The sequence below is a fragment of the bacterium genome (assembly GCA_041648665.1).
Taxonomy (GTDB): domain Bacteria; phylum UBA10199; class UBA10199; order 2-02-FULL-44-16; family JAAZCA01; genus JAFGMW01.
The window spans coordinates 1-21,922 of the sequence record JBAZOP010000048.1; the positions used below are offsets into that span (position 1 = coordinate 1).

Genomic DNA, 21,922 nt, shown 5'->3' on the forward strand with positions numbered 1-21,922 from the left:
GCACGCGAGCGCGATGGCCGGCGCGGTGTTCTTCTTGCGCGGCTCGGCTATGATGTTCTCATTCGGGACATCGGGGAGCTGCTTCCGGACGAGGGCGCGGTACTTCTCGTTCGTGGATACGAAGCAGCGATCGGCGGGCACGAACCTGCGTATGCGATCGTACGTCTGCTGTATCATCGTGCGGCCGCTGTCCGTGATGTGCAAAAACTGCTTGGGCATCTCGGGGGTGCTGTACGGCACGAAACGAGTCCCCTCGCCGCCGGCCAGGATTATCGCATAAATGTTGTTCATCACCTTCATCTGTCCCCTCCTGCCGCGCAAGGCGGCTTTTGTCATCTGACCGCGGACGTCTCTATAAGGACTGCGCGGTTCGAAGAATTCTTGATTATAAAGTCGCCCATGGCCGCAGGCACGATGAACGATTGGCCGCGCATGAATTCACCCTGGATCGAGTTGTCCTTGCCCTTGATGACCGAGACGCCCCCGTCGATGACCATGTATCCCCTAAACGCCCCGCCCTCGCCCGAGAAGACCTCGTCCTTGGTCAGGGTGAGCCGCTCGCTCCTGGCGAAATCCTCGTCAAAGAGCCTCTCAACTATCTGGGCGTTTTCCCCGGATGAAGGGACTGTCTCGGGCATCCTGCGGAGTTTCGAAATCGCATCCTGCCCCCTGGGGCCGTCCCAGATCGTCGCCGCTATGGCCTGATCCACGTGGAGCTGCCTCGGCCTCCCTTTGTCGTCCAGCCTGCCGTAATCGAAGACGCGGTAGGTGGTCTCGGATGTCTCCTGCGGCTCCACCAGAATCACGCCTGCGCCTATGGCATGTATCGTCCCGGCCGGGATGAAGAAGACGTCGTCTGCATAGACCGGAACGAAGTTGTGGAAGCGAGTCACGTCATCCCCTGAATTGAGCGCCGCTGCAAACTGCTCCTTCGTCACGCCCTCTTTGAGCCCGAGATATATGCCGGCGCCATCTTCAGCGCCGATGATGATCCATGCCTCGGTCTTGGAGTGTTCGCCCGGCTTCAGGCCCTTGAAATCAGAATCCGGATGTACCTGCACCGATAGGTTCTTCGTCAGCATGCGCCTGTGGAGGGCCCTGAGCTCGGCGATCTCGGGGTAATCGCCGTCTGCCCGATTCTCTATGTTCAATATGCCCTGGTGTATCTCGTCGTTGTTCCTGCCTACCAGTTCGACAAGCGAAGCATGCAGCCCCAGCTGCTTTCTCAACCCGACGGCCTCCTTCTTCTCATCCAGTTCGGTCAGGATGACCGCGAGCTCGCCCTTGTACTCCTCCCATCCGCCGGAGTTGAGCAGTTTTACCAGAAAAGGCATGGATCTGACTTCGTTGGCCGGGGCAAAGCCTCCGTACAGATTATTCGAGAACATGGCCTCCAGCTGCCGGATCTCGATCGTGGTCCTTTTGCCTGCGTAGCTCAGTGCGAACCTGTTGGGGAATTTGGGATGGCCCGAGATCTCCCAAGACTCACCGACCACCAAGTCTTTGCCCCATTTGCCCAGCCCCTTCTTCATGCGGGGTATAAGCGTGCCTCCCCACGGCGTGCGTTCCTCGGACGTAAAGTTATCCGGCAAAGGGGCCAGCACGCTCCTCGTCATATCAAAGAGTTTCCTGGCCAGGGGCCTTGCCATGAGCTCCGAGAAGTCGGCGTCGCCGGCAACCGCCCTGCGCACCATCTCCATCCAGCGAAATCCGTCCTCGCCTCCAGTGATCGCATCCTCGAGAAGATCCAACTCCTTCTCAGGCGTGGAAGTCCTCTCCAAGATTGTCTTGAAATGCCCCTTGAGCTTCGGGTCTCCGCCGGAGCCGCCGCCGCCAGACGGAGGCGTCGGCCGGCGAGGGCCCTGTGCGCTGCGTGCGCCGGAGCCGCTGCCGCCGGTGCGCGAAGCGGCAAAAAATCCGCCATGCACCGAAAGGCCGGAGGGTTCCGCCTGCATGCCGCAGCATGGGGCCATGAAAAATGAATCTGCAGACAAAGGCATATTCCCTACCCTGATCGTTATTGAAGTATTTACGATGCTGCCCTTGAACGGCGTCATACCGCCGATTGTCATGTTGCCCACAAGAGCCATCAGACCTCCCTATTGAACTCCGATCATCGATGCAAAACTATCTCAAATATCATTTGCCGGCAACTTCGACATCCCCTCTGCTGATAAAATATTGAAACCATGTCCTGCACCTGCATTTTCGCCGATTGCGCGAAAATGTTGCTATCAAACATCGGTCCGCGACCGATCCATCGCAGGGCCTGAACAACGGATGATCATGCCTTGGATATTATACGATGTGTATACATATTTCCCCATGATTTCAAGCACTTTTGACCACAACTCCTTTAAATTCTCTCGCCCTTTGAGACAGGAGCCGAAGGGGCCTCTCGACGCGACTGCCTTTAAACAGCCATTTCATGCGGTTTTGCCGTCAATCTTGACCTGGACCCCATTTCTTGCGCTCCAGAGGGTTTTCTTCTATATGGGTCATGATGAAGATCATCGAATGCGTTCCCAACTTCAGCGAAGGCAAGGACAGCGCGACCATCGAGGCGATCGCGGCTGCGATCCGCTCCGTCGACAAGGTCACGCTCATGGACGTCGACTCAGGGTCCGGCGCCAACCGCACGGTCTACACGTTTGCCGGCGCACCGGATGACATCATCGAGGCCGCGTTCAGATCAATTCAGAAGGGGGCGGAGCTCATCGACATGCGCAACCACCACGGCGCGCACCCCAGGATCGGTGCGTGCGACGTCTGCCCCTTTGTCCCCCTGATCGACGCCTCGATGCAGGAATGCGTCTCGCTCGCGCAGCGGCTCGGCGAGAAGGTCGGCGAAGAACTTCGCATCCCGGTCTATCTCTACGCCGAAGCTGCGCGCTCCCCTCTGCGCAGGAGGCTCGCGGATATACGCAGGGGCGGGTACGAGCGGCTGGCGGAGAAGATGGAGGCGCCGGAATGGAGGCCCGATTTCGGGCCTGCGGAGTTCAACGCGAAATCAGGCGCAACAGCGATCGGCGCGCGCAATATCCTAGTGGCCTTCAACATGAACCTGGATACGGACGACGTGCTCATAGCGAAAGAGATCGCTGCGGAGATAAGGTCGTCGGGAAACGGCTCGCGCCGCTTCGAGTCGCTGCAGGCCATGGGATGGATGATACCGGAGTACGGCCGCGCGCAGGTGACCACGAACATCCTCGATATTGTCGCCACGCCGCTTCACTCTGTCTTCGAGGCGTGCGCCGAACTCGCGAAAAAATTCAACGCGCGCGTGGACGGAAGCGAGATCGTGGGCATGGTGCCGAAGCGCGCGCTCATGGACGCGGGCAGATATTATTCATCGGAAAACGAGAATGATGAGGGCAGGATCGCGGATGCGGCGATCCAGGGCCTTGGCCTGGATGAGCTGAGAAAATTCGATCCCAGGCAGAAGATCATCGAAGAACGCTTGAAACAGGCCTGAATCAAAGGTTTAATTAATATCTACAACTTATTGATATTTAAAGATAAATATTTTAAGCAACATTTCCCGCAATATTCCGAAAAATGAAGATAGAAAATATCACCTCAAGGGGAAGGGACAGCCATGAAAGTCACAAAACGGATCCAGAGCACCATCAACTACGTGAGCGATCAGATCGACCGCGGCGTGCTGCCTGAGGAGGTCAGGCCCTTTGTAAAGGCAGCAAGGAAAGGCCAGTACGACACGATAAGGGCCTTCCAGGCCTATGAACATAAGAAGGAGCACCGCAGTGCGATTGCAGAGAACTGGCTCATCCGTGAACTGCAGGGCCCGCGCTTCTCAGCCCTGCCGGTGATCGCCAGGCCCTCCCCCTCTTCCGATGAAACGATCATGGTCTACGAAGACCCGGCCGTGCCGCGCGAGGAGGAAGAGGAGCCGCGCACAAGCGACCAACTCACAGCCACCCTGAAGAAGAGGATTCAGAACATCCATCGGCCGCAGGAGATGACCCCTGAGAAATGGAGCGAACAGCTCCTATCGGGCCTAGGCTTTGCCGCAGGCGCGAAGATGCGGGAGGCAAAGAAGAAGGTGGACAAGGGCCTTGCGAGAAAGATGGCGGCCACGATCCTGGCCGCCACGAGGCAGAACCGCAGGCTCCACATGCTGCCGAGGCCGAAGTTCGACAACCCGAACGATCCGAAGTCTTACTTCACCTCCGCGATCAACGGCCGCGAGGACGTGATGCAGGAGTGGCGGCAGTGGAGCGGCTGGCGCATGGTCCTGACCAATATCTTTGCCGCCTATCTGGCCGAGGGGACGCTGCAGCAGCCCTTCCCCTCCCTCGTGGCACAGAGGAAAGCCGAGATCGCTCACATGCATGCGTGGCACGAGGACATCAAGGCCAAGGGCATGAGCCCTGCCGATGTGGAGAAGGCGATAAACAGGATGTACTGGGAGGACAAGGCTGACGAGCGCGCGAGGGCGGTGGCCAACTACGTAGCGATGGAAAGCAGCGTGCGCGGCGAGATGGAGTACGACGGAGTCGCGGTCAAGAGGCTGTACTGGGAAATACTCGCGCTCCACAGGGCGGACCCCCTGCTCGGTCCCGGGATCATGGATCTTGCAGCGCACTTCGTGCACCCGCTCACCTATGCAAATGTCATGCAACTCCTCAAGCGAAGGGACGTGCAGCTTGATTCAATGGAGAGATTCACGCTCCAGAACATGCTGGAGTGGCACACGTTCCCGCTGGGAAGCCTCGCAGGAAGGCTCGCGACACACATCAGCAAGAACGACCGCTCCACCTGCCCGGACATCGGTTCCTTCTGCGAAAAGAAGCTGGGATTCAGGCGCGGCATGTTCTCGATCAGCGGAGCGCCTGAGCCGTTCATGGCGAAACTCACGCAGATGGCACAGGCTGGCGTGGACCTTTCGAGGCTCCTTGCGGCCCTGGATGAAAAATTCCCGGGCGCGATCGCCCCGCAGAAGGCGGAGGAGCTTGCAAAGATCGCAGCTGAGAAGCGCATAGGCGCCCTGCCCCTGAAGATCGACAAACCCAAGCGTCGCTCCCCTGCGGCAAAGGCGCCGGCCAAAGCAGAGGCTCAGGCCGCTACCGTGCGAACCCGCGGCAACGGACCGCGCAAGCTCAAGCGCAGGGGCACGACCGGCGGGACCCAGCTATCGCTCAACTTCACAGCAAAATACAGAATGGACGGCGGGATCGGAAATTACATGATCGCAGGCAGGAGATTGCCCATGTTCCCGGGCCCGCGGACCATGATGAACATGGGACTCAACCTCATGCACCTGAAGAACATCTGACAAAAAAGAGGCCGCTGAAAGCGGCCTCTTCTCTTGGTGGAGCTGAAGGGAGTCGAACCCTCGACCTCTTGAATGCCATTCAAGCGCTCTCCCAACTGAGCTACAGCCCCAATTACCCGACGTTGTTAAAGAACTCGCCGCCTTGTTACGGTTTTGGATATATCTTTTATAAGCCCCTGAAAGTCAACTGAGTTCCTTCACGCGCGCGCGCACCTCTGCGGAATCCCAGTCCACCGGACCCGCCCTGCGCCAGACAATCCTGCCATCCCTGTCGATAAGAAATGTCTCGGGCACGGCATAGCTCTGGTAGGAATCCGCAACCGTGCCATCGGTATCCATGAGCACGACCATGCCGGACTTGATGACGGAAGCCACGAACGCGGCAGCCTCCTCCCGACTCTCGTCCAAGGAGATCGCCAGCACCGCAAGCCCCTCCTCTTCAAAGTCCGACTGCAGGCGCGCAAGCGACGGAAACTCCTGCCTGCACGCCCCGCACCAGGCGGCCCAGAAATGTAAGATCACAGGCCTGCCCCGGAAGCCATCGAGGCTCACGACTTCCGAATCCAGGGAGCGCAGATTGAATCCCGGGGCTACGTCGCCCTCGTCGGGGCGCGTCAGATATTGCAAGGCCGACATCGCCACTAAGGCGATGCCGGCCGCTATCGCTGCTATCCACAGCTTTCTCATGTCGAAGGCCCGATATTATCCCTCTCTGCTCGACTTGCCTTTCGAAGCGACCTTCCTCGTATGCGGGTTGGCCATCTTCGCCCTCTTCTCCGCATGCGGTTTCGCTACCTTTTTGGCGGCGAATTTCTTAGCATCCCCCTTCGCCGTCTTAACGTGCCGCTTCTCGGCCCTTGCCTTCACAGGGGCTTTCTTATGCCCGTGCTCGGCCTCATCGCCCACAGGGGTCCTGCCCTCGGCCCCGAGGTACTCGATAGAGGCCATGGGGGCGGCGTCGCCGTGGCGCCAACCGAGTTTGAGCAGCCTTGTGTATCCGCCCTGTCTCTCGGCGAAGCGCGGGGCCAGGTCATCGAATGCGATCTTCACGGCCTTCTTGTCACGGATGATCGAAATGGCGCGCCTGCGCGCCGCGACAGTTCCGCGTTTGCCGAGAGTGACCATGCGGTCCGCGATGGAACGCAGAACCTTGGCCTTCGGAAGCGTCGTCTCGATCCTGCCGTGTCTGATGAGGGATGCCGCCATGTTGGCCAGCATCGCGTCGCGATGGGCCCTCGTGCGCCCCAGTTTGCTCGTAGCACAATGATGTCTCATATATTAATCCTTTTCCTGTTCATCGATCGATGGTCACGTGTTACAGCTTTATTCCACGTCCTTCGGCCTGTACCGCTCCGCGTCCTCAACGGTGAACCCGTCGATCTTCATGCCGAGCGCGAGCCCCATGCTCGTGAGGATCTCCTTTATCTCGTTGAGCGACTTGCGCCCGAAGTTCTTGGTCTTCAGCATCTCCGGCTCGGACTTCTGGCAGAGCTCGCCTATATACTTGATGTTCGCGTTCTGCAGGCAATTCGCCGAGCGCACCGAGAGCTCCAGCTCGTCGACGCGGCGATAGAGGTTCTCGTTCAACGCCGGCTTCTCCTCGAGCACGCTCTCTTCCGCCGGCTCGAAGACCTCGTCGAAGTTGATGAATATCTGCAGCTGTTCCTTGAGTATCTTCGCCGCGAAGGCCAGCGCGTCGTCGGGACGAACGGAGCCGTCGGTCGTGATCTCCATCGTGAGTTTGTCGTAGTCGGTGCGCTGGGCCACGCGGGCGTTCGTCACATTGTAGTTGCAACGGATGATGGGGGTGTGAATTGAGTCGATAGGAATGACTCCCACAGGATCCTCAGGCCGCTTGTTCTGCTCCGCAGGCACATAGCCCTTGTTCATCCTGACCGCCATCGAAACCTTCAGTTTCCCCTCCGGGCCGACGGTCGCGATATGCAGCTCCGGGTTGAGGATCTCGATCTTCTCTGAAGTGACGAGGTCCTTGGCCTTGATCTCCTTCTCGCCCTGCACCTCCAATTTTATCTGATCGGTCTCCCCCTCGTGGAGTTTGAGCCTCAGCTGCTTGACGTTGAGCACGATGTCGGTGATGTCTTCCTTCACCCCCGGGATGCTGGTGAACTCGTGGAGCACGTTGTCGATGTGCAGCGAGGTCACAGCGGCGCCCTGCAGCGACGACAAGAGGACCCTGCGCAGCGCGTTGCCCAGCGTGATGCCGAAGCCGCGCTCCAAGGGTCTCGCCACGAACTTGCCGTAGGTCGGGGTGAGCTCTTCCTTGTCAAACTCAAGTCCCCTGGGCCTTATCTGCCTTCTCCAGTTTCTGAACATTCCATCCTCCTTTGCGCCTCCACGCCGGCCACACGCCGCCGGCTCCACGACGCATCAAAAATTTACTTGGAATACAGCTCCACGATCAACTGCTCCTGTATCGGCATGGTGAGCTGTTCGCGGGCCGGGTAGGCCATGACCTTCGCCTGGAATTTGTCCTTCTCGAGCATGAGCCATTCCGGCAGCCCGCGTCTCTCGACCGACTCCATCGCCTCGACTATCGCCGCCACCTTGCGACTCTTCTCGCGAACGACCACCGCGTCGCCCTGCCTCACGAGATAGGACGGAACGTTGACCGTGCGGCCGTTGATGCTGAAGTGGCCGTGGCAGACGAGCTGCCTCGCCTGGTTGCGCGAGCGCGCGAAACCCATGCGGTAGACCATGTTGTCGAGCCTGCGTTCGAGCAGGATGAGAAGGTTATCGCCGGTGACGCCCTTCATCCTGTCGGCCATCTTGAAATAGCGGCGAAACTGTTTCTCCAAGACGCCGTACATCTGCTTGGCGCGCTGTTTTTCGCGCAGCTGCGTGCCGTAGTCCGAGAGCTTGCGACGGGCCTGCCCGTGCTGGCCCGGCGCGTATTGCCTGCGCTCGAAGGAGCACTTGTCCGCGAAACAGCGGTCTCCCTTGAGGAAGAGCTTCATGCCGCCGCTGCGGCATCGACTGCAATATGATTCACGATACCTTGCCATTTTTCCTCCAAAATCCGTGACCCGTTATCAAACCCTTCTCTTCTTCGGCGGCCTGCATCCGTTGTGCGGGATCGGCGTGATGTCCCTTAGGCCGGTCACCTTGACTCCGGTCTTGGTCAGCGCCCTGAGCGCCGATTCGCGGCCGATGCCAGGGCCCTTCACCAGAACGACCGCCGACCGGAGCCCGTGGTCGTACGCCTTTCGCACCGCATCCTCGGCGGCCAACTGAGCCGCAAACGGCGTGCTTTTGCGCGAACCCTTGAACCCGCGCACGCCGGAGGAGGACCACGATATCACGTTGCCCTTCAGATCCGTGACCGTCACGATCGTGTTGTTGAAGGTGGAGCGGATGTGGACGATGCCGACCGGCACGTTCTTCTTCGTCCGCTTCTTGCCCTTCTTCGGTTGCGTTTTTTTGACTTCTACCGCACTCTCAGCAGTCGCCATCATATCCTCCCGCGGGCCGAAACCTCAAGGCCGCGCCAATTATATCCCGCTACTTGGTCATCGGAGCCAGCTTCTTGCCAGCGACCGCGATGCGCTTGCGGCCCTTCGCAGTCCTGGCGTTGGTGCGCGAACGCTGACCGTGACAGGGCAGTTTGCGGATGTGCCTCTGGCCCCTGTAGGTGCCGATGTCCTTCAGCAGTTTTATGTTGCCCTGGATCTCCCTGCGCAGGTCTCCCTCGACCTTGAAGCCGGACTCGAGCACCTCGCGTATCTTGGCGATCTGCGTCTCGGTGAGATCGTCGGCCCTGAGACTCTCGTCGATCCCGGCCATCTTGAGGACCTTCTTTGAGGTCGTATTCCCTATCCCGTAGATGTAGGTAAGAGCTATCACCGACCTCTTCTTACCAGGGATGTCTACACCGGCTATGCGTGGCATGTCTCGCTCCTTATTATCCTCGTACTATTTATACCCCTGCCTCTGCTTGTGCTTGGGGTTCGGGCAGATCACCCTGACGATCCCGCGACGGCGGATGATCTTGCACTTGTCGCAAATCTTTTTGACTGACGAACGAACCTTCATCTCACTCCTCCGATCATTTTGCCCTGTATATGATCCTGCCCCTCGACAGATCGTACGGTGACAGCTCGATGGTGACGCTGTCGCCCGGCAGTATCTTTATAAAATGCATCCTCATCTTTCCGGACACGTGTGCTAAGACCTTGTGCCCGTTCGGGAGCTCAACCCTGAACATCGCGTTGGGGAGCGTCTCCAAAACCTTACCTTCCACCTGTATCGCTTCCTGTTTGGGCATGCAGCCTCTAGTCTCCTTCTTCCTATAACACCGTGAGAACTTCCGGCCCGTTCTCCATCACGGCCACCACGTGTTCGAAATGCGCCGAAAGCCTGCGGTCCTTTGTGACGACCGTCCAGCCGTCCGGGAGGACCTCCACCTCGTGCGTGCCAGCGTTCAGCATCGGCTCCAGCGCTACCACCAAGCCTCGCCTGAGCTTCATGCCTGTGCCGGCGACGCCGAAGTTCGGCACCTGCGGGTCCTCATGAAGCGCGCGTCCGATTCCGTGTCCTACATAATCGCGGACCACGGAGAACCCTGCTTCCGTCGCGGTCCTCTCGATGGCGGCGGATATATCGTGGAGGTGCCCCCCCACCAGCGCCGCCTTGATGCCCATGTTCAGGGCCCGTTTGGACGCTTCGATCAACCTCGACGCCTCATCGCCGATCTTTCCTACCGGGAACGTAATCGCATGGTCCCCGTAGAAACCGTCAAGGATGACTCCGCAATCCACGCTCACTATGTCGCCTTCCTTGAGCCTCCGCTTCCCCGGTATGCCGTGGACGACCTCCTCGTTCACGGAGACGCAGAGCGCATGCCTGTAACCCGGCACGGTCGGGAAAGCCGGCACAGCGCCTCTGGACTCGATGTGCTCGACGGCTATCCTCTCGAGGTCCATGGTCGTGATGCCCGCGACGATGGCCTCTCTTATCTTCACCAGCGTTTCGGCGACGATAAGATTGGCCGCCCTCAGCTTTTCAACCTCGTCTCGTGACTTGAGGGTGATCATTTATTTTCCGAGGCAACCCTTCTATCAATCAAAGAACATACGTTTCTGAATATCTCGTCTATGCTGCCCGTGCCCTTCACATTGGCGAGCAGCCCCTTGCCCTCGTAATAGCTGAGGAGCGGCTCCGTCTGGCGTTTGTAGTTCGCGAGTCTCGCGCGGACGGTCTCCTCGTTATCGTCGGCCCTCTGGATAAGCGCGGATCCGCAGTCGTCGCAGATCCCCTCCTTCGAGGGTTTCTTGAACATCACGTGATAATTGTTTCCGCACTTCCCGCACTGCCTGCGACCCGCTATGCGTCTCACGACCTCATCGTCAGGGACGTCGAGGTTGATCGCCGCGAGCAGACCCTGCTTCGTCTCAAAAAGCATCCGATCGAGCGCCTCGCCCTGGGCGACCGTACGCGGAAAACCGTCGAGCACGTAGCCCTTGCTGCAGTCCGAACCGGAGAGCCTCTGCCTCATAATCCCGACGATCACATCGTCGGGGACCAGCGCGCCGCTCTCCATGAAGGAGCGAGCCTTGCGGCCTATCTCAGTTCCTTCCTTCACCGCAGCCCTGAGCATGTCACCCGTGGAGAGCTGCGGTATGGAATAGCGCTCGCCCACCATCTTACCCTGCGTGCCTTTTCCGCAGCCGGGGGGGCCCATCAGGATTATTCTCACCACTCCCGACATCGCCTAGCCTCTCCTTCCGCGGAACTTTCCGCCCGCCTTCGCGCCGAGGAATCCCTCGTAATGGCGCGTAAGCAGGTGGGATTCGATCTGAGCCAGGGAGTCCATCGCGACGCCCACGACGATGAGCAGGGACGTACCTCCGAAGGTGTACGCCAGCGAAGACGGTATGCCGAATTTCTGGATGAGGAAATACGGCAACAGGCATATGCCCGCCACGTACAGCGCACCACCCAAAGTGATGCGGGTCAGCACCCTGTCTATATAATCGGAGGTATTCTTTCCTGGCCTGAGCCCCGGGATGAAGCCCCCGTACTTCTTCATGTTGTCAGCCACGTCCACCGGGTTGAATGTGACCGCGGTGTAGAAATAGGCGAAGAAGATGATCAGCCCGCCGTAGAGAGCGCTGTGAAACCAGCCTGTCGAGAGCGTGGCTGCCACCTTCTGCATCACTCCGCCGGGCGAGAACTGCGCTATGGTCGCCGGGAACATGATGATGGAGGAGGCGAATATCGCCGGGATAACGCCCGCGGTATTGACCTTGAGCGGCAGGAAAGAGGATTGCCCGCCGTACATCTTGTTGCCGACCACGCGCTTCGCATACTGGACCGGCAGTTTGCGGTAAGCCCTTTCGACGTAGATGATGACTCCGATGATGAGGGCTATGGCCGCGAGCAGCACCAGGAACCCGAAGAACCCGCCGTACTGATCCTTCGTCGCCCATGCGTCGCGGAACCCTACGGGTATGCGCGTGACGATGCCTGCGAATATTATGAGAGATATACCGTTGCCGATGCCACGCTCGGTTATGATCTCGCCCAGCCACATGAGAAAAGCGGTGCCGGCCGAGAGCGTGATCATCGTCGTCAAATAAAACTCCCATGTCGGCACGCCGGGGAGCACCGCGCCCTGCTGCTTGAGCCCGATGCTTATGCCCAGCCCCTGGATCAGCGAGAGCACCACCGTGCCGTAGCGCGTGTATTGCATTATTTTCTTCCGGCCCGCCTCGCCCTCCTTCTGCATGCTGGCCACCGAAGGCACCACCACCGCGAGGAGCTGGAATATGATCGAAGAACTGATGTAGGGCATTATGCCCAGAGCGAAGACCGAGAACTGCGAGAGCGCGCCTCCGGAGAAGAGATTGAAGATTTCAAAGACCGTCCCTTGAGACACGATGCTCTTCACCGCATCCGCCGAGATGCCCGGAGCGGGCACGAATATCCCGATCCTGTAGACTCCGAGCATGAGAATCGTGAAGATGATCCTCTTCCTCAGCTCGGGTATCTTCGCAATATTGGTGATGCTATCAGCCACGAACTACCTCCGCCTTTCCCCCTGCAGCCTCGATCTTTTTCCTGGCGGACTCGGAGAACGCGGCCGCCTTCACGGTCAGCGCGCCTGAGAGCTCACCCCTGCCCAGCACCTTGAGGCCTTCCTTGCCCTTCTTCACGATGCCCTGTTCCCTGAGGGACTTAAGCGTGACTTCCGTGCCGGATGCCAGCTTCGCAAGCTGGTCCAAGTTGACGATCGCGTAGTCGATCCTGAATATGTTCGTGAAACCGCGCTTCGGGAGTCTGCGCGAGAGAGGCATCTGTCCGCCCTCAAAACCTATCTTGCCGCCGGATCCGGCGCGCGCCTTCTGACCCTTGTGGCCGCGGCCCGCAGTCTGGCCCCATCCGGAAGAGTTTCCGCGTCCGACCCTCTTCACGCGCTTCGACTGCTTCCCGACAGGCCTGGGTATCTCGTTAAGCCTCATCTTGAATTCTCCTCGCTGCGCCATCGACGCGCAGCACTCTTCACGGTCAGCGCTTGCCGCCGGGGGCCATTGAGAGCCCTTCCTCCGTTATCGACACCAGATGCGAAACCTTCGCGACCATCCCGCGCACGGAGGGAGTATCCTCCAGCACGCGCTCATCGCCGGTGCGCATGAGCCCCAATCCGAGCACCGTCTCGCGCTGTTTGGGGATCCTGCCGCAAACGCTCCTCACCAGTTTAACCTTTATCGCCTTGGTCATTGCCCTGTCCTCATGAGCGCCTTCAGCTCGGGCGAGATCAGCTGCTCCAGCCCGTTCAAGGCCGCCTTGACTACGTTATGCGGGTTGTTGGTGCCTATGCACTTCGTGAGTATGTTCCTGATGCCCGCCGCCTCGACCACGGCGCGGACCGGACCGCCGGCGATGACGCCCGTTCCGGGCGAGGCAGGCTTCATCACGACCTTGCCTGCGCCGAAGCGACCGAGCACCTCGTGCGGTATGGTGTCTGCAAGGACCTGCACCTTCACCATCTCGCGCTTGGCCTGTTCGGTCCCCTTCTTGATGGCGGCCGGGACTTCCTTCGCCTTGCCGAGGCCGAACCCTACGCGGCCGTTGCCGTCGCCCACGACCACCAGCGCGGAGAAGCTGAAGCGCTTACCGCCCTTGACGACCTTGGCGACGCGGCTGATGTGGACGACGCGCTCGATCAGCTCTGATTTGGCGCCTTGCTCAAAGTTATTCCTCATATCAGAACTTCAATCCTTTCTGCCGCGCAGCGTCTGCGAGTTCCTTGACACGGCCATGGAATATGCTCCCGTTGCGATCGAAGACCACTTTCTCTATGCCCTTTGACTTGGCGCGCTCCGCGATCGCCTCGCCGACCAGCTTGGCCGCGGAGCGATTGCCGGTCTTCACGCCCGAATTCAGGCCCTTTTCGTAGGTCGAAGCCGCACACAGCGTCTTGCCCGAACCGTCATCGATCACCTGGGCGCTGATGTGCTTGAGGCTGCGGAATACGGATAGCCTCGGTCTTTCCGTCGTTCCGGAGATTTTCTTGCGTATGCGCTGTTTGCGGCGCTCACGGCCTGTAAGAATCATGCTCATGGATCAACCTCCTGTCGCGCCCGCTGCGGCCTTGCCGACCTTGCGGCGTATGACTTCATCAGAATATTTGATACCCTTCCCCTTGTACGGTTCAGGCGGCCTCATCCTGCGAATCTGGGCCGCTACCTCGCCGACCAGGTGGCGGTCAGCGCCGCTGATCTTGATGCGGGTCTGTTTCTCGACGTCGATCTTAATGCCCGCCGGTATCTCGTAGTCGATCGGATGGCTGAACCCCAGGCTCAGTCCGAGGGTCTTGCCCTTGCTCTCGGCCTTGTAGCCCACGCCCACGATCTCGAGCTCCCTCGTGAACCCCTCGGAGAGTCCGGTCATCATGTTCTGCAGGAGGGCGCGGACCAAACCCTGTTCGGAGCGGCTGCGTATGCTCTCCTCCCGTCTGGTAACCGTGAAGGCGCCCTCCTTGAACTCGACGCTGACCGCCGAATACCGCTGCGGGCTGACGTCCAGCGAAAGCTCCCCTTTCGGGCCCTTGGCCACGACCACTGTTCCGTTGATGTTGGCGGTAACGCCCTTGGGGACGACCACCGGCCTTTTTCCTATGCGAGACATGTGCTGATCTCCCTTGGTCTGTTACCAGGCGGTGCAGAGGATCTCTCCGCCCAGCCCCAGCCTCTTTGCGTCCACATCCTTCATCACGCCCTTGGAGGTCGTGAGTATCGCGGTCCCGACGCCCTGTCTGTTCGGGCGTATATCGGAAGCGCCGATGTAGCAGCGCCTCCCCAGCTTGCTCGTGCGCTCCAGGCTCCTGAAGACCGGATCGCCCGAAGGCATGTACTTGAGGGTGATGACGATCGATTTCCGGACCCCCTCGCCCGCCACGTCCACCTCTTTGACAAAACCTTCGGCGGCGAGCACGCGAGCGAGCGCTTCCTTTATACCGGAATGGGGTACGAGCACATTGACGTGCTTCGCGTGCACAGCGTTGCGTATGCGCGTTAGCATGTCGGCAATCGGGTCGTTGACAGGCATATCAGTTCACCTCATTTTCGTTGCGCCTCTTTCATGCGGCGCCGGTTTACCAGCTCGACTTCATGACGCCAGGAAGATCGCCCCTCAGGGCCATGTTCCTGAAGCATATGCGGCACATGTCGAAGCGCCGCATGTAGCCCCTGGCCCTGCCGCAGATCGGGCAACGGTTGTATGCGCGGGCCTTGAACTTCGGCTTGCGCTGCGACTTCACGATCAAGGATGTCTTGGCCATACCTTCTCCTGTGCTATTCTTTTTCGCTCCTGAACGGCATACCCAGGAGGGCGAGCAGCGCCTTGCCCTCCTCGTCATTTTTTGCCGAAGTCACGAACGTAAGATTCATGCCGTTTACCCTCTGTATCCTGTCCACATTGATCTCGGGGAATATCGCCTGCTCGGTCAGGCCGAGCGTATAGTTTCCGCGGCCGTCAAACGACTTTGGCGGCACGCCTTTGAAATCCCTGACGCGGGGGAGAGCTACGTTCACGAGCTTGTTCATGAAGTCGTACATCGCCTTGCCGCGGAGCGTAACCCTCGCGCCGATCGACTGGCCCTTGCGCAATTTGAAGTTTGCGATCGATTTCTTGGCTTTGGTGATGCAGGGACGCTGGCCGGTGATAAGTGCGAGTTCTTCGGCCGCGTTCTCCAGCACCTTTATGTCCTGGAGCGCCTCCTTCATCGAGGTGTTGAGCACTATCTTCTCGAGACGCGGTACCCTCATGATGTTCTTGAAGCCGAACTGTTTCATGAGCGCCGGCACGCACTCCTGCGTGTATCTGACCTCGATCTCCGTCGGAACCTTCGGCTTCAGCTCGCGGCGCACTTTCTCCTTCGGGGCAGCCTCTGCGACGGTATCCTTCGCGGGCTTACCCTCGGCCTTTTTCTTTTTTACGTTGTCTTTGGCCTTATTCTTGGCCTTATCTTCGGACACTTTGTCCCTCCTTCAGCGCCTTGCGGCTCATGCTTTAGCTACTGTGATCACCTCGCCGGAACGCTTCGCGTAACGGACCTTCACGCCCTTTTCCATCCTGTAGCCTATGCGCGAAGGGCGGGCCGCTTTCTCGTCGTAGTACATGACGTTCGAGATGGAGAGAGGAGCTTCCTTCTCGATGATGCCGCCCTGCCTGTGCGTCTGCGTGGGTTTCTGGTGACGCTTCACCGTGTTGAGGTGCTCGATCCATACGCGGCTCTTTTCCGCGTCCATGCGGAGCACTTTGCCGGTCTTGCCCTTGTCCTTGCCGGCGATCACCTTGACCATGTCTCCCTTGCGTATCTTCATCAGAGAACCTCCGGAGCCAGCGATATGATCTTCACGTATTTGCGCGCACGCAGCTCCCTCGCGACCGGCCCGAATATGCGCGTACCGATCGGCTCGCCCTGGTCGCTGATCAAGACTGCGGAGTTCTCATCGAACTTAATCGTGGAACCGTCGCTGCGCTTGATCTCCTTCTTCGTGCGAACGATCACGGCCTTCTTCACGTCGCCCTTCTTCACCTTGGCCTTGGGCATCGCCTCCCTGACCGAGACGACGATGATGTCGCCGACGCCGGCATAGCGGCGCCTGGTTCCGCCCAGCACCTTTATGCAGCGGAGGAGTTTGGCGCCGGAATTATCGGCGACCAGTAATTCTGTCATCTGCTGAATCATATGTCTCTCCTGCAGGGGGCGTTTCCCGCCCGCCGCGTCACTCGACTCCCGAAGCCTTCTCGAGCACCTCCACGACCCTCCAGCACTTGCGCTTGGAGAGGGGACGGCACTCGCGGATGGCGACCATATCGCCCTTCTTGCACTCGTTCTTCTCGTCATGCGCCATATACTTCTTACGGCGCCTCAGGTACTTGCCGAAATCCGGATCCTTGACGGTGCGCTCCACCTGGACGGTCACGCTCTTGTCCATGGCGGCGCTAACGACGACCCCTGTCCTCAACTTGCGCGATTCGATGCCAGACATAGTTTACGCGCCTCCTTTCGAGCGGGCCTCAAGCTCGCGCTCGCGGATTACAGTCTTCACGCGGGCGAGGTCGCGCCTCGTCTTCCTTATATTCGCGGTCTCCTTGAGCTGGCCGGAGCCCTTGCGAAAACGCAGTCTGAAGAGCCCGTCGGTCAATTCCTCCGCGGCCTTCAAAAGATCTGCGACCGACTTCTCCCTCACCTCACTTGGCTTCACGGTATACCTCCCGCACGACGATCTTAGTCTTGAGAGGAAGCTTGTGCGACGCCAACCTCAGCGACTCGCACGCTATGTCGGCGGAGACGCCCTTTATCTCGTAGAGCATCCTGCCGCGCTTGATCGGGGCGACCCATTCCTCCGGCGACCCCTTTCCCTTGCCCATCCTGGTCTCCGCCGGTTTCTTGGTGATCGGCTTGTCGGGGAAGATCCTCACCCAGAGCTTGCCGCCGCGCTTCGTGGCGCGGCTCATGGCCATGCGCGCGGCCTCTATTTGCCTCGACGTGACCCACCCGTGCGACAATGCCTGGAGGCCGTAGTCTCCGAACGAGAGATTGCAGCCCCTCCAAGCGACGCCGCGGAGCCTGCCCTTCTGCTGCTTCCTGTATTTTGTCTTCGCTGGCTGTAGCATCGTTCCTCGCTCCCTCTACCGAGCCTGACCCGGCAGCGCCGGCTGATTCTTCTCGGGGAGTATCTCTCCCTTGTAGACCCAGGCCTTGACTCCGATGATTCCAAAGGTCGTCCTCGCCTCTGAAAAACCGTATTCCACGTCAGCGCGCAGCGTGTGCAGAGGCACCCTGCCCTCGCGATACCACTCACACCTGGCGATCTCCGCGCCGCCGAGCCTGCCGGCGCACTGTATCTTGATGCCTTCGGCGCCGAGCTTCATCGCCGAAACAACCGCTTTCTTCATCGCACGGCGGAACGCAATGCGTCTGAGGAGCTGCTGCGCCACGTTCTCCGCTACCAGTTGGGCGTCGATCTCGGCCTTTCGAACCTCGCGGATGTTCACCTGGACGTCCTCGGCCGTCGAAACCCTCTTCTTTATGTCGAGCTTGAGCGCATCGATGCCTGCGCCCTTCTTTCCGATGACCAGCCCCGGCCTCGAGGTAAAGATATTGACCGTCACCTTGCCGGCTGCGCGGTCGATCTCAATCTTGGAGACGCCGGTGTGCTCGAGCCTCTTCTTTATCTCCTCGCGGATAAAGAGGTCCTCGTGGACCTGTTTGCGATAGCCCTCCTTGGAGGAGTACCACTTCGAGTTCCACGTCTTGCTCACCCCGAGCCTGAAACCAGTTGGATGTGTCTTCTGTCCCATGTCAGCTCCCGATCCCTGGCGCTAAGCGCGCTGCTCCAGCGTTATGCTCACCTTGCTCGATTTCTTCAGCACCGGAGTGGCCGAACCCCTTGCCCTCGGCATCCAGCGTTTCATAGTGGGGCCCTTGTCCACCAGGAGCTCCTTCACGAACAGCTTGTCCAGATCCATGCCACCCTTGGTGTCCGCATTGGAGACCGCGGACTTGATGAGCTTGAGAAGGGGACGCGCGGACCTGCGGCGGCAGAAGGTGAGATAGTCGATCGCCTCCTGGACACCCTTGCCCCTGACCTGATCCGCAACGACCCTCACCTTCCGGGTGGTAATGCGAATCATCTTTATCTTAGCCGTCGCTGCCATCATGCACCTCCGGTCGCACCGGTTGCAGCCGCCGGAGCGGCCGCCGTGGGAGCTGCTGCCGTCGTTGCGACTGTGGTCTTCTTTTCGCCGGAGTGTCCGCGAAAGACCCTTGTGGCCGCAAACTCGCCAAGCTTGTGACCGACCATGTTCTCCGTGATGAAGACCGGGATAAATTTGCGCCCGTTATGGACCGCTATAGTGAGCCCGACCATGTCGGGGATCACAGTGGAGCGACGCGACCACGTCTTGATCAGCTGTCTGTCCCGCGTCTCCTGAGCCCTCTTCACCTTGTTCAGGAGGTGATCGTCTATGAACGGGCCTTTCTTTAACGAACGAGCCATATCATGTCCTCTCGTGTAATTGTTACTTCGCCCTTCTGTCGCTCACTATGAAGCGCGTAGTGCGAACGCAGCTTCTGGTCTTAGCGCCCTTGGTCGGTTTGCCCCACGGGGTCACCGGGTGACGTCCGCCCTTGGTGCGTCCCTCGCCTCCGCCATGAGGATGGTCGACCGGGTTCATCGCCGTGCCCCTGACGTGCGGCCTCCATCCCATGTGGCGCACGCGGCCTGCCTTGCCTAGCTCCACGTTCTCGTGGTCGACGTTGCCGACCTGGCCTATCGTCGCCCAGCAGTTGATGTGCACCATCCTCACCTCGCCCGAGGGGAGTTTGATCTGGGCGTAGTTGTCGTCGCGTGCCATGAGCTGCGCCACACTGCCAGCGCTGCGGACGATCTTGCCGCCCTCTCCCGGCCTGAGCTCGATATTGTGTATCGAGGTGCCCAGCGGAATATTGGAGAGGGGGAGCGAATTGCCGGGCTGGATCTCGGCGCCTGCCGAGGCCATGAGCGAATCGCCCACGCTGAGCCCCACCGGAGCCAGGATGTAGCGTTTCTCTCCGTCCGCGTAAGCCACCAGGGCGATGCGGGCCGAACGGTTCGGATCGTACTCCAGCGCCTTGACGCAGGCGGGGATGTCCCGCTTGTCGCGCTTGAAGTCGATCATGCGATACTTCATCTTCGCGCCGCCGCCCCTGTGGAACGACGTGATCCTGCCGTTGCAGTTGCGGCCGGCGTGTTTCTGGAGCACCTCGGTCAGCTTACGCTCAGGCTTCTTGGATGAAAGCTCTGAGAAATCATATGCGGTCATTCCGCGGCGCCCAGGTGTTATCGGTGCGTAACTCTTTATTACCATGGCTGCCCTCTTCTATGTGACTGCCTCAATGTCGTTTGTGTTTAGCTTCAGCAACTCGTCGCTCACGCGCCTTCCATGAACTCGATTCGGTCTCCCTCTTTGAGGGTGACGATCGCCTTCTTCCACGGGGAGGTCTTCCCCGCGCTCTTGCCCACGCGCTTGTACTTCGCGGGCATCGATATGGTGTGCACGTCCTCCACCGTCACCTTGAACACACCCTCCACCGCCCTGCGTATGTCGTGCTTCGTGGCCTTAGGGTTCACAGCGAACGAGTATTTGTTGTGCTCCTGCGCGGCCGTGCTTTTCTCCGTGACCGCCGGCTTCTTTATAACCTCGAATATGTTCATGGCCTCAGCACCTCCTCTACCTTCTCAAGCGCAGGCCTCGTGATGACGGCGCGATCGAACCGCATGAGGTCGTAGACATTCAGCCCTTCCCAGCGGACCATGCGCACGTCACGGATGTTCCGCACGGACTTACGAAGGATGTCGTTTTCCTCAGCGATAACAATCAGGGCGTTCGTAGCGCCCAGATTCTTGAGCCCATCCACCATCGTCTTGGTCTTGATCTCCTTGAGCGGCAGCTCATCGACTATGATGAGCTTTCCCTCCGCCTTCTTCAGAGAGAGCGCCTGTCTGAGCCCGCCGCGGCGCGCCTCGGAAGGAAGCCTGTAGCTGTAGTCGCGGGGCTTGGGGCCGAATGCCTTGCCACCGCCTACGAAGATGTTCGCCTTGGCGTCGCAGTGACGGGCCCTTCCGGTGCCCTTCTGGCGATACATCTTGGCGGTCGTGCCGCTCACCTGGCCCCTGGTCTTGCAGGATGCAGTGCCGCTGCGGCGGCTCGCCCTCTGCATCTTCACGATTTCGTAGAGCAGCGCAGTCTTGGGCGCGATCCCGAAGATAGAATCATCGAGTTCGATCTCTCCCACCTTCGCGTTCTTTATGTTGAGGACCGGTTCCTTCACGGTTTCACTCCTTTGCGCCCCTCTCAGAGGACGCCTTTACTTGCTCTCCTGGGCCACAGGTTCAGCATTCTGCTCGGGCAAAGCGGCCATCTCGGCCTTGGCGCTGCCGGCGCCGGCCTTGCCCCTCTTGAGTTCGGGCCTCGTCTCGAAAGAGACGTCCTGCGGGACCACCAGAAGCAATCCGCCTCTGGCGCCTGGCACCGAACCCTGGACCAGTATCACGTTGTCGTCCGGCCTTACCGCCACCACCTTCAGTCCATCCACCGACACCCGATCGCAGCCCATGTGTCCGGGCATCTTCATGTTCTTGGGGACGCGACCCGGCCATGTCCTCATGCCGATCGAGCCGGGACGCCTGTGGAAATCCGAGCCATGCGAGGCAGGGCCGCCGTGCTTGCCGTGGCGCTTTATCACGCCCTGAAACCCGCGGCCCTTGGTGACGCCCGTGACGCTGATCAGATCGCCCGATTTGAATCCGGCCGCGATGAGTTCGTCGCCCACTTCGAAGCCCTCCGTCTTGCACGTGCGGAATTCGCGCAGGTGAGAAAACATCGGAAGACCCTTCTTCTCAAAGTGGCCGCGCTCCGCCTTGGAAAGCCGTTTCGCCTTAGCGGGGCCGAAGCCGAGCTGCAGCGCGCCGTAGCCCTCCTTCTCAGCGAGCATCTTCTGCACCACCGTGCAGGGGCCGACTTCGATGGCGGTGACAGGCGTAAACTCGCCGCCTTCATCGAAGATCTGCGTCATGCCAACCTTTTTTCCTATAAGACCCAGCATAAAAGCCTCTTTCAGTATGGCGCTCAATGCGCCGGCCTGTTCTGCCTCATATCATTTTTATCTCGACATCCACTCCTGAAGAAAGCTCGAGCTTCATGAGCGCATCGACCGTCTGCTGCGTGGGCTCGAGTATGTCCACCAGCCTCTTGTGGGTGCGTATCTCGAACTGCTCCTGCGAGCGCTTGTCCACATGGGGACTCCTGAGCACGCAATACTTCTCGATCTTCGTGGGGAGCGGGATAGGGCCCGCAAGCCTGGCGCCGGTCCGCTGAACCGTGTTCACGATCTCAGATGCGGACTGATCCAGGAGCTTGTGATCATAGGCCTTCAGCCTGATGCGTATCTTCTGCCCCTTCTCTTGCGTGCTCATGTTCACCTCTTTAGCTGTTATTCTATTATCTCGGTGACCACGCCGGCGCCGACCGTACGGCCGCCCTCGCGCACCGCGAAACGAAGCTCCTTCTCCATCGCGATCGGCATTATCAACTCGATGTCCGCCGTCACGTTGT

35 protein-coding genes, 1 tRNA gene and 2 pseudogenes are annotated in these 21,922 nt (G+C 59.6%); 2 read left to right on the forward strand and 36 right to left on the reverse strand.

From position 1 onward, the window contains the following. Positions 1–300 (reverse strand): sugar phosphate nucleotidyltransferase (locus WC683_13265; GenBank protein ID MFA4973577.1); only part of this gene is annotated, 300 nt, incomplete at its 3' end. 32 nt (positions 301–332) lie between these two features. Then, positions 333–2,090, reverse strand: coding sequence for a class I mannose-6-phosphate isomerase (locus WC683_13270; GenBank protein MFA4973578.1), 1,758 nt, complete (start codon positions 2,088–2,090; stop codon positions 333–335). A 413-nt stretch (positions 2,091–2,503) separates the two neighbouring features. Here WC683_13270 and ftcD point away from each other — a divergent pair, with 413 nt between their 5' ends. Both ftcD and WC683_13280 read left to right on the forward strand, forming a co-directional pair. After that, the gene (gene ftcD, locus WC683_13275) at positions 2,504–3,475 is read left to right on the forward strand and encodes a glutamate formimidoyltransferase (GenBank protein ID MFA4973579.1); all 972 of its coding nucleotides are present in this window, start codon (positions 2,504–2,506) and stop codon (positions 3,473–3,475) included. 123 nt (positions 3,476–3,598) lie between these two features. Next, positions 3,599–5,296, forward strand: coding sequence for a hypothetical protein (locus tag WC683_13280; protein MFA4973580.1), 1,698 nt, complete (start codon positions 3,599–3,601; stop codon positions 5,294–5,296). Between the two features lie 34 nt (positions 5,297–5,330). Here WC683_13280 and WC683_13285 read toward each other — a convergent pair. The 34 genes and pseudogenes from WC683_13285 to WC683_13450 form a co-directional block, all read right to left on the reverse strand. Continuing rightward, positions 5,331–5,406: transfer RNA gene (locus WC683_13285), tRNA-Ala, on the reverse strand. A 73-nt stretch (positions 5,407–5,479) separates the two neighbouring features. Next, positions 5,480–5,983 (reverse strand): TlpA disulfide reductase family protein, encoded by a 504-nt coding sequence (locus WC683_13290; protein ID MFA4973581.1) that lies wholly within the window; start codon positions 5,981–5,983, stop codon positions 5,480–5,482. 240 nt (positions 5,984–6,223) lie between these two features. Continuing rightward, positions 6,224–6,571: pseudogene (gene rplQ / locus WC683_13295) on the reverse strand (50S ribosomal protein L17). 48 nt (positions 6,572–6,619) lie between these two features. Further along, a complete protein-coding gene (locus tag WC683_13300; GenBank protein MFA4973582.1) occupies positions 6,620–7,630 on the reverse strand; it encodes a DNA-directed RNA polymerase subunit alpha in 1,011 nt (336 codons plus the stop codon). A gap of 62 nt (positions 7,631–7,692) precedes the next feature. Further along, the gene (gene rpsD / locus WC683_13305; GenBank protein ID MFA4973583.1) at positions 7,693–8,319 is read right to left on the reverse strand and encodes a 30S ribosomal protein S4; all 627 of its coding nucleotides are present in this window, start codon (positions 8,317–8,319) and stop codon (positions 7,693–7,695) included. A 27-nt stretch (positions 8,320–8,346) separates the two neighbouring features. Continuing rightward, positions 8,347–8,766, reverse strand: coding sequence for a 30S ribosomal protein S11 (gene rpsK / locus WC683_13310; protein MFA4973584.1), 420 nt, complete (start codon positions 8,764–8,766; stop codon positions 8,347–8,349). Between the two features lie 49 nt (positions 8,767–8,815). Then, a complete protein-coding gene (rpsM, locus tag WC683_13315; protein MFA4973585.1) occupies positions 8,816–9,202 on the reverse strand; it encodes a 30S ribosomal protein S13 in 387 nt (128 codons plus the stop codon). Positions 9,203–9,226: 24 nt separating this feature from the next. Next, entirely contained in the window at positions 9,227–9,346 is a 120-nt protein-coding gene (gene rpmJ, locus WC683_13320) for a 50S ribosomal protein L36 (GenBank protein ID MFA4973586.1), read from the reverse strand. 13 nt (positions 9,347–9,359) lie between these two features. Beyond that, positions 9,360–9,578, reverse strand: coding sequence for a translation initiation factor IF-1 (gene infA / locus WC683_13325; protein MFA4973587.1), 219 nt, complete (start codon positions 9,576–9,578; stop codon positions 9,360–9,362). 22 nt (positions 9,579–9,600) lie between these two features. Further along, positions 9,601–10,347: a type I methionyl aminopeptidase gene (map, locus tag WC683_13330; protein MFA4973588.1), complete on the reverse strand. Its 747-nt coding sequence runs from the start codon at positions 10,345–10,347 to the stop codon at positions 9,601–9,603. Further along, entirely contained in the window at positions 10,344–11,021 is a 678-nt protein-coding gene (locus WC683_13335) for an adenylate kinase (GenBank protein ID MFA4973589.1), read from the reverse strand. The genes map and WC683_13335 overlap by 4 nt, the downstream gene beginning before the upstream one ends. A gap of 3 nt (positions 11,022–11,024) precedes the next feature. Continuing rightward, positions 11,025–12,332, reverse strand: a complete 1,308-nt coding sequence (secY, locus tag WC683_13340; GenBank protein MFA4973590.1) for a preprotein translocase subunit SecY — start codon at positions 12,330–12,332, stop codon at positions 11,025–11,027. Further along, positions 12,325–12,774: a 50S ribosomal protein L15 gene (gene rplO, locus WC683_13345; protein MFA4973591.1), complete on the reverse strand. Its 450-nt coding sequence runs from the start codon at positions 12,772–12,774 to the stop codon at positions 12,325–12,327. Before rplO ends, secY begins: the two co-directional genes overlap by 8 nt. A 46-nt stretch (positions 12,775–12,820) precedes the next feature. After that, positions 12,821–13,033: a 50S ribosomal protein L30 gene (gene rpmD / locus WC683_13350; GenBank protein ID MFA4973592.1), complete on the reverse strand. Its 213-nt coding sequence runs from the start codon at positions 13,031–13,033 to the stop codon at positions 12,821–12,823. Further along, positions 13,030–13,518, reverse strand: a complete 489-nt coding sequence (gene rpsE, locus WC683_13355; protein MFA4973593.1) for a 30S ribosomal protein S5 — start codon at positions 13,516–13,518, stop codon at positions 13,030–13,032. The genes rpmD and rpsE overlap by 4 nt, the downstream gene beginning before the upstream one ends. 1 nt (position 13,519) lies before the next feature. Continuing rightward, positions 13,520–13,876, reverse strand: coding sequence for a 50S ribosomal protein L18 (gene rplR, locus WC683_13360; GenBank protein MFA4973594.1), 357 nt, complete (start codon positions 13,874–13,876; stop codon positions 13,520–13,522). A gap of 3 nt (positions 13,877–13,879) precedes the next feature. After that, positions 13,880–14,443: a 50S ribosomal protein L6 gene (gene rplF, locus WC683_13365; GenBank protein ID MFA4973595.1), complete on the reverse strand. Its 564-nt coding sequence runs from the start codon at positions 14,441–14,443 to the stop codon at positions 13,880–13,882. Positions 14,444–14,464: 21 nt separating this feature from the next. Next, complete coding sequence (rpsH, locus tag WC683_13370) at positions 14,465–14,863, reverse strand: 30S ribosomal protein S8 (protein ID MFA4973596.1); 399 nt, start codon at positions 14,861–14,863, stop codon at positions 14,465–14,467. A 46-nt stretch (positions 14,864–14,909) separates the two neighbouring features. Next, positions 14,910–15,095: a type Z 30S ribosomal protein S14 gene (locus tag WC683_13375; GenBank protein ID MFA4973597.1), complete on the reverse strand. Its 186-nt coding sequence runs from the start codon at positions 15,093–15,095 to the stop codon at positions 14,910–14,912. A 13-nt stretch (positions 15,096–15,108) separates the two neighbouring features. After that, positions 15,109–15,672, reverse strand: coding sequence for a 50S ribosomal protein L5 (gene rplE, locus WC683_13380; protein ID MFA4973598.1), 564 nt, complete (start codon positions 15,670–15,672; stop codon positions 15,109–15,111). Positions 15,673–15,819: 147 nt separating this feature from the next. Then, on the reverse strand, positions 15,820–16,140 hold the full coding sequence (gene rplX, locus WC683_13385) for a 50S ribosomal protein L24 (GenBank protein ID MFA4973599.1): 321 nt from the start codon (positions 16,138–16,140) through the stop codon (positions 15,820–15,822). Continuing rightward, positions 16,140–16,508 (reverse strand): 50S ribosomal protein L14, encoded by a 369-nt coding sequence (gene rplN, locus WC683_13390; protein ID MFA4973600.1) that lies wholly within the window; start codon positions 16,506–16,508, stop codon positions 16,140–16,142. Before rplN ends, rplX begins: the two co-directional genes overlap by 1 nt. Before the next feature lie 37 nt (positions 16,509–16,545). Next, positions 16,546–16,812 carry a 30S ribosomal protein S17 gene (rpsQ, locus tag WC683_13395; GenBank protein ID MFA4973601.1) on the reverse strand — a complete coding sequence of 89 codons (267 nt, stop codon included), beginning with the start codon at positions 16,810–16,812 and terminating at the stop codon, positions 16,546–16,548. Positions 16,813–16,815: 3 nt separating this feature from the next. Continuing rightward, entirely contained in the window at positions 16,816–17,028 is a 213-nt protein-coding gene (gene rpmC / locus WC683_13400) for a 50S ribosomal protein L29 (protein ID MFA4973602.1), read from the reverse strand. Further along, positions 17,015–17,440 carry a 50S ribosomal protein L16 gene (gene rplP / locus WC683_13405; protein MFA4973603.1) on the reverse strand — a complete coding sequence of 142 codons (426 nt, stop codon included), beginning with the start codon at positions 17,438–17,440 and terminating at the stop codon, positions 17,015–17,017. The genes rpmC and rplP overlap by 14 nt, the downstream gene beginning before the upstream one ends. Positions 17,441–17,455: 15 nt before the next feature. Further along, complete coding sequence (gene rpsC / locus WC683_13410) at positions 17,456–18,127, reverse strand: 30S ribosomal protein S3 (GenBank protein MFA4973604.1); 672 nt, start codon at positions 18,125–18,127, stop codon at positions 17,456–17,458. 21 nt (positions 18,128–18,148) lie between these two features. Beyond that, entirely contained in the window at positions 18,149–18,484 is a 336-nt protein-coding gene (gene rplV / locus WC683_13415) for a 50S ribosomal protein L22 (GenBank protein MFA4973605.1), read from the reverse strand. Further along, positions 18,484–18,825: a 30S ribosomal protein S19 gene (rpsS, locus tag WC683_13420; protein MFA4973606.1), complete on the reverse strand. Its 342-nt coding sequence runs from the start codon at positions 18,823–18,825 to the stop codon at positions 18,484–18,486. Before rpsS ends, rplV begins: the two co-directional genes overlap by 1 nt. Before the next feature lie 22 nt (positions 18,826–18,847). Beyond that, the gene (rplB, locus tag WC683_13425) at positions 18,848–19,675 is read right to left on the reverse strand and encodes a 50S ribosomal protein L2 (protein MFA4973607.1); all 828 of its coding nucleotides are present in this window, start codon (positions 19,673–19,675) and stop codon (positions 18,848–18,850) included. A 62-nt stretch (positions 19,676–19,737) separates the two neighbouring features. Then, positions 19,738–20,022 (reverse strand): 50S ribosomal protein L23, encoded by a 285-nt coding sequence (gene rplW, locus WC683_13430; GenBank protein ID MFA4973608.1) that lies wholly within the window; start codon positions 20,020–20,022, stop codon positions 19,738–19,740. Continuing rightward, the gene (gene rplD / locus WC683_13435) at positions 20,019–20,639 is read right to left on the reverse strand and encodes a 50S ribosomal protein L4 (GenBank protein MFA4973609.1); all 621 of its coding nucleotides are present in this window, start codon (positions 20,637–20,639) and stop codon (positions 20,019–20,021) included. Before rplD ends, rplW begins: the two co-directional genes overlap by 4 nt. 168 nt (positions 20,640–20,807) lie before the next feature. Further along, a pseudogene (rplC, locus tag WC683_13440) lies at positions 20,808–21,413 on the reverse strand (50S ribosomal protein L3). A 46-nt stretch (positions 21,414–21,459) separates the two neighbouring features. Further along, positions 21,460–21,783, reverse strand: coding sequence for a 30S ribosomal protein S10 (gene rpsJ, locus WC683_13445; protein MFA4973610.1), 324 nt, complete (start codon positions 21,781–21,783; stop codon positions 21,460–21,462). A gap of 17 nt (positions 21,784–21,800) precedes the next feature. Further along, positions 21,801–21,922, reverse strand: a 122-nt coding sequence (locus WC683_13450; protein ID MFA4973611.1) for an elongation factor Tu, incomplete at its 5' end; no start/stop codon positions are given.